The sequence below is a fragment of the Cellulomonas jepli genome, from assembly GCF_047229345.1.
GTDB lineage: Bacteria > Actinomycetota > Actinomycetes > Actinomycetales > Cellulomonadaceae > Cellulomonas_A.
This window is the reverse complement of sequence record NZ_JBFTER010000059.1, coordinates 21,125-27,351: the sequence shown is the minus strand read 5'-3', so window position 1 is coordinate 27,351 and position 6,227 is coordinate 21,125. Positions and strand designations below refer to the sequence as shown.

Genomic DNA, 6,227 nt, shown 5'->3' with positions numbered 1-6,227 from the left:
GGAGGCGGGCGAGCCGCACGCGGGGGAGCCGCGCGTCGGGGAGCCGCGCGTCGGCGGGTCGCGTGCGGCGGACGCGTCGGTCACCGCGCGGGTCCCGGGGGTCGTCGGCGCCGGACCGCGGGGCGATGCCGGCACCCCCGCCCCAGGGCACGACGAGGACCCGACGCCGCCGACCGGGACGGCCCGTGGACGCGTCGACCCGGAACCGGCTCCCTCGCCCGGCACGGCACCGGCACCGGCACCGGCCGCGGCACCGGCACCCACCATCGCCGTCCCCACCTGGTCGACGGCCCTCCCGGCCGACCCGGCACCCGCAGCCGCACCGTCCGAGGTCATCACCGCGGCGCCGTCGTGGGACGACCTGCTCCCGCAGCCCGGCCTCGAGCACGCCGACCCGGCCCTCCGGCCCGGCGCTGCGGACGCCGACCCGACGCCCCGGCCCGGCGCTGCGGACGCCGACCTAACCCTCCGTCCCGGCGCTGCGGACGCCGACCTCGGTCCGGAGGCCGGACGCGTGGCCGCCCGGCCGCTCGACGCCCAGGCGCCGACGGCCCCGACCCGGCGGCTGCGCACGATCCCGCCGCTCGACGCACCGGACGCGGACGGCGGTCCCGCGGCAGCGGAGGACCGTGCCCCGGTCGACCGCGCGTCCACCGACCGCGCGCCCACCGACCGCGCCCCCGTCGCCGCCGCCTCCGCGCGGGGCGTCCGCCTCGTGTTCGACACCGGTGAGGCGTTCACCGTCACGGGTCGCGGCGTCGTCGGGCGCAACCCGTCGACCGCCGACAGCGGCGTGGTGGCGCACGTGGTGCCGATCGACGACCCCGCACGGTCGGTCTCGAAGACGCACCTCGAGTTCGGCGCCGAGGACGGGGCGTTCTGGGTCCTCGACCGGCGCTCGACCAACGGCTCCGCGCTCGTGCACACCGACGGGACGCGCGAGCGGCTCACCGCCGGGGTGCGGACGGCCGTCCCCTCGGGCGCGGTCGTCGAGTTCGGCGACCGGCGCTTCCGGGTGCTCGACGCGTGACCGCGGGTGAGGCGCACGGCGTGCGCTGGGGGACCGCGACCGACCGGGGTTCACGCCGCGAGACCAACGAGGACAGCCACCTGGCGCAGTTCCCGGTGTTCGCCGTGGCGGACGGCATGGGCGGGCACGAGGCCGGCGAGGTCGCGAGCGCCTGCGCGGTCGACGCGCTGCGGGCGCTCGTCGGCCCCGAGACCGTGACGCCCGACGACGTGCGCGCGGCCCTCGCGGCGGCGCAGCAGAGCATCCGGGAGATCCCCGTCGAGTCCGGTGCACCCCCGGGCACGACCCTGTCGGGCGTCGTCGTGGTCGGGTCGCCGCGCGGGCGGACCTGGCTGGTCGTCAACCTCGGTGACTCCCGCACGTACCGGTGGGCGGACGGCGCGCTCGAGCGCGTGAGCGTCGACCACTCGGAGGTCGAGGAGCTCGTCGCGCGGGGGATCATCACGCCCGCGGACGCGCGCACGCACCCGCGGCGGCACGTGGTGACCCGGGTGCTCGGCGGGGGGCGCCCGGACGCCCCGGAGCCCGACTTCTTCGCGCTGCCGCTCGCGGCGGGCGACGAGGTGGTCGTGTGCACGGACGGGCTGACCGACGAGGTCCCGGAGTCGCGCATCGCGGAGATCCTGCGCCACGCGACCGGCCCGCAGGACGCGGCGGACCGCCTGCTCGCCGCGGCTCTGGTCGCAGGCGGGCACGACAACATCACCGTGCTGGTGGTCGAGGCGCTCCCGGACTGAGGGGGTCCCCGGTGCTGCCGGGCGCCGGGGCGTGGTCGACCGGGCCGGCATGGTCCGCGCTGCTCCCGGTGGCCGCCGCCGAGCGCCGCGCGAGCCGGTCCACGTGGCCCTGCCGGGCGCCGTCGACCGCGAGGAGCACGAGCGCGACCCACACGAGCCCGAAGCCCCACCACCGGGCGGCGGGCATCGCCTCGTGCAGCACGAGCACGCCGATGACGAGCTGCAGCGTGGGGGCGATGTACTGCAGCAGGCCCACGAGCGACAGCGGCAGCCGGCGTGCGGCGGTGTTGAACAGCACCAGCGGGACCGCCGTGACGACCCCGGACCCGACGAGCGCGAGCGTGTGCGCGGCCCCGTGCGCGCCGAACGCACCGAGCCCGGCGGCGTGCAGCCACCCGAGGTAGCCGAGCGCGAGCGGGGTGAGCACGAGGGTCTCGGCGGCGAGCCCGGGGACGGCGGTCACGGTGCGCCCGACCCGGTTCTTGATCAGCCCGTAGGCGCCGAAGCTGCCCGCGAGCGTGAGCGCGATCCACGGCACCCGCCCGTAGCCGACCGCGATCACGACGACCGCGGCGGTCCCGAAGCCGAGCGCGACCCACTGCGCCGGGCGCAGCCGCTCGTGCAGCACGAGGACGGCGAGCGTGACGACGACGATGGGGTTGATGTAGTACCCGAGCGCGGCGTCGACGACCTGGTCCGTGAGGACGCCGTAGACGAACACGAGCCAGTTCACGGCGAGCAGGAGGGCTGCGGCGGTGAGCAGGGCGAGCGTGCGACCGCTGCGCAGCACGGTCAGGAACGGGCGCCAGCCGCGGGTCACGCCGAGGAGGAGCGCGCAGAAGGCCAGCGACCAGACGATGCGGTGGGCGATGATCTCGACGGCACCGGCGGGTTGCATGAGCGGGAAGTACAGGGGGAGGAGCCCCCAGAGCGCGTACGCGCCGATGCCGCCGGCGAGCCCGCGTCGGTCCAGCGCCGGGCTGGGGGCGGGGCTGGCCTCGTGGGGGGACGCGGGTGCCTCGGGCCGGGGGTTCTCGGTGCTCACCGCCCGACGGTAAGCCGACCGAGCGGTTGACGACCTCCTCGACGTCGCCTACTGTCCGATTGCAGCAAGTTGCAACGAGCGTTTCCGGGTCTTTGCAGGCGCCGGACCGCGACGGGCAGCATGCCGTTCCGCGCCCCGGACCCGTCCCGGGACACCTCCTCCACCTGCCGGTCCCGGACCGGCGAGGCCACCGCAGCGCCGCGGCGGCCGGATGCCCGACGCCGCCGTCGGCCGACCTGAGGAGCACGACCCGTGTCCCGAACCCGTCCCACCCCGTCACGCGCGCGCCGACGGCTGCCGCGCGCAGCGGCTCTCGCCCTCGCCGCCGTCCTGTCGCTCGGCGGTCTCGTCACCGCGGCCGACGTCGCGACCGCGCCCGCCGCGCAGGCCGGCCCGCCCGGGCAGCGCAGCACCGGCGTCAACCTCTTCCAGTGGACCTGGACGTCGATCGCGCGCGAGTGCACCGACGTGCTCGGCCCGGCCGGGTACGCGTGGGTCCAGACCTCACCCCCGAACGAGCACGCGCAGGTCGCCGGCCAGTGGTGGACCTCGTACCAGCCGGTCAGCTACAAGATCGAGTCGAAGCTCGGCACACGCGCGGAGTACGCCGCGATGATCGCGACGTGCCGCGCCGCCGGGGTCCAGGTCATCGCCGACGTCGTCATCAACCACATGAGCGGCCAGTCCGGCGGAACGGGCTGGGCGGGCACGCGCTTCTCGACCGAGCAGTACCCCGGCCCCGAGGGTGGCTACGGCCCGCAGGACTTCAACGACTGCCGCACGAACATCAGCAACTACGGCGACCGGTACCAGGTGCAGAACTGCCGGCTCGTGAGCCTGCAAGACCTGCGCACGGGGTCGGAGTACGTGCGCCAGGAGATCGCGAGCTACCTCAACGACCTCATCTCGCTGGGGGTCCGCGGGTTCCGGGTCGACGCCGCGAAGCACATCCCGGCGACGGACCTCGAAGCCATCCGGGCCAAGCTGTCCGACCCGAGCGTCTACGTCGTGCACGAGGTCATCGGCGCCGGCGGCGAGCCCGTGCAGCCCAGCGAGTACCTCGGCTCCGGCGACTCGCACGAGTTCAACTACGCCCGCCACCTCAAGGGGGCCGTCCAGGGCGGCAACCTCGCACAGCTGCGCGACCTGCGCTCCGCGTCGTGGCTCCTGCCGTCGGCCCGCGCGGGCGTCTTCGTCGACAATCACGACACCGAGCGCAACGGCGAGACGCTCACGTACAAGAACGGGGCCGACTACCGCCTCGCGAACGTCTTCGCGCTGTCCTACCCGTACGGCTGGCCGACGGTGTACTCGGGCTACGCGTTCAGCAGCAACGACCAGGGCCCGCCGCAGCAGGCGAACGGGAAGGTCGGCGAGGCCGCGTGCGGCCAGGGCACGTGGACGTGCGCGCACCGCTGGAACGAGACCGCGCACATGACGGCGTTCCGCAACGCCGTCGCCGGCACCGACCTCGTGCAGTGGTGGGACAACGGCGGCAACCAGGTCGCCTACGGCCGCGGCGACAAGGGGTACGTCGCGCTCAACAAGGCCGGCGGCTCGCTGACCCGGACGTTCCAGACCTCGCTGCCCGCGGGCCGGTACTGCGACGTCATCAGCGGCGCCGCCACGTCGTCCGGCTGCTCCGGGACGCTCGTGACCGTCGCGTCCAACGGTCAGGCGACGTTCACCGTGCCCGGCAACGGTTCCGTCGCGCTGCACGTCGGGGCAAAGGCCGGCGGGACCGGCGCGACGCCGTCGCCCACCCCGAGCCCGACGGCGAGCCCGACGAGCGCGACGGCCGGGATCTCGTTCGGCGTCCAGGCGAGCACCCAGTGGGGTCAGAACCTGTTCGTCGTCGGCGACCGCGCCGAGCTCGGCGGCTGGGACCCGGCGCGGGCGGTCGCGCTCTCGTCGGCCACCTACCCGGTGTGGCGCGCGACCGTGCCGCTGCCCGCGGGGGCGAGCGTCGCGTACAAGTACGTGCGCAAGGACGCCGCGGGCAACGTCACGTGGGAGAGCGGCGCCAACCGCACCACGACGGTGCCCGCAAGCGGCGTCCTGTCGCTGACCGACACGTGGCGCGGCTGACGGGTCCGCGTCCCTGACCGGGGGTGGTGCCGGGCGCGTGGAGGTGTACGGCGCCACCCCCTTCCACACCGCCGCGCGTCCGCCTGGGCGAGCCCCCGAGGCGGACGCGCGGCCTGTGCCGGGTGCGAGCACCGGGGTGAGTGCCCGAGGCGGACGCGCGGCCTGTGCCGGGTGCCCCGGTCAGGGCACCGGGATGCGCGAGACCGTGAAGGGCCCCGGCGCCTCGCCCGCGTTGCGCTCGCCGAACTGGCTGTTCACCACGAGCAGGCTCCCGCGCACGAGCGCCGCCGTGGTCGGGTCGTCGAACGACGGGTCGGTCGTCCGGCTCACCACGGTGCCCGACGTCAGGCGCCGGTCGAGCTCGATCGTCACGACCTGCCCGAGGTCGCCCTGGCGCTCGACCGCGTGCAGGCGGCGCCCGTCGAGCACGAGCCCGTCCCCGGCGACCGCCTCGCCGCCCAGGTCGATGCGCTGCACCGCCCCGTCGCCGAGCCGGACCCGGAACAGCGCCGCCGCGTTGGACTGCGCGAGCACCGCGTACCGGCCGTCCTTCGTCACGACGACGCCGTTGACGTTGAACCCGGTGGTGTAGGTGAGCTCGGTGCCCTCGAACGCCACGTGCACCGGCAGGGGCTGCGTCCCGGTGGTACGCCGGTCGCGCGCGTCGACCCGGTAGAGGAACGGCCGCAGCGAGTCGGTCACGTACACGTCGCCCCGGGAGCTCACCGCGACGTCGTTGAGGAACGTCGGCGCGCCGGTCTGCTCGACCTGCCAGGACCCCACGAGCGCGCGGGTCCGCATGTCGTAGGCGAACAGCCGACCCGTCGCGCCGCCTGCGACGAACAGCGTCCCCCGGTCGACCTCCAGGCCGATCGCGGCCGTGCGCCCGTCGGCCCCACCGGGCAGGAACGGCGTCGCGACCGGGTCGTCGAGGTCGCCGCGGTAGATCGTGCCGTCCGTCGTGCTCCCGACGTAGAAGTCGTCGCGCGCGACCGCGACACCCTCGGGGAACACGTCGTCGGCGGCGTCGCCGACCGGGTCGAGCAGGTAGGTCGTCGGCCGGTCGGGGCCGTGCCCGTCGTGCCCGCCGTGCCCGCCGTCGTGCGCACCGGCGGGTGCGGGGAGCAGCGCCACGAGGAGCAGCGCCGCGACGGCCGCGGCCGCCGGACGTACCCTGTGCCGCGCCGCCCGGGCGGGCGCCCGTGGAGACGTGCGTGCGGTGCTGCTCGCCGTGCTGCTCGCCGTGCTGCGTGCCGTGCGGTGGGTGTGCATCGGTGGACCCCTCCGTCGACGGGTGCCGTCGGTCCCGTCGGGCGGCGGCCCGCCG

Annotated in this window: 4 protein-coding genes and 1 pseudogene; 3 read left to right on the top strand and 2 right to left on the bottom strand. The window is 75.8% G+C overall.

The annotated features are described in order from the left end of the window. Together AB6N24_RS14215 and AB6N24_RS14210 are read left to right on the top strand one after the other, a co-directional pair. Positions 1–1,030: pseudogene (locus AB6N24_RS14215) on the top strand (FHA domain-containing protein); the annotation flags it as partial. Continuing rightward, the gene (locus tag AB6N24_RS14210; RefSeq protein ID WP_412870037.1) at positions 1,027–1,767 is read left to right on the top strand and encodes a PP2C family protein-serine/threonine phosphatase; all 741 of its coding nucleotides are present in this window, start codon (positions 1,027–1,029) and stop codon (positions 1,765–1,767) included. The pseudogene AB6N24_RS14215 and the gene AB6N24_RS14210, both read left to right, overlap by 4 nt. Here the strand turns inward: AB6N24_RS14210 and rarD are convergent. Beyond that, positions 1,733–2,812 (bottom strand): EamA family transporter RarD, encoded by a 1,080-nt coding sequence (gene rarD, locus AB6N24_RS14205; RefSeq protein ID WP_412870036.1) that lies wholly within the window; start codon positions 2,810–2,812, stop codon positions 1,733–1,735. The genes AB6N24_RS14210 and rarD overlap by 35 nt on opposite strands. Positions 2,813–3,064: 252 nt before the next feature. Here rarD and AB6N24_RS14200 point away from each other — a divergent pair, with 252 nt between their 5' ends. Beyond that, complete coding sequence (locus tag AB6N24_RS14200; protein WP_412870035.1) at positions 3,065–4,900, top strand: carbohydrate-binding module family 20 domain-containing protein; 1,836 nt, start codon at positions 3,065–3,067, stop codon at positions 4,898–4,900. 180 nt (positions 4,901–5,080) lie between these two features. Here AB6N24_RS14200 and AB6N24_RS14195 read toward each other — a convergent pair whose 3' ends face one another. Then, a complete protein-coding gene (locus tag AB6N24_RS14195) occupies positions 5,081–6,172 on the bottom strand; it encodes an SMP-30/gluconolactonase/LRE family protein (RefSeq protein WP_412870034.1) in 1,092 nt (363 codons plus the stop codon). Between the last annotated feature and the right edge of the window lie 55 nt (positions 6,173–6,227).

Coding starts and splice junctions, on each gene's coding strand:
- AB6N24_RS14195 (WP_412870034.1), bottom strand. CDS start 6,172: ATGCACACCCACCGCACGGCACGCAGCACGGCGAGCAGCACGGCGAGC.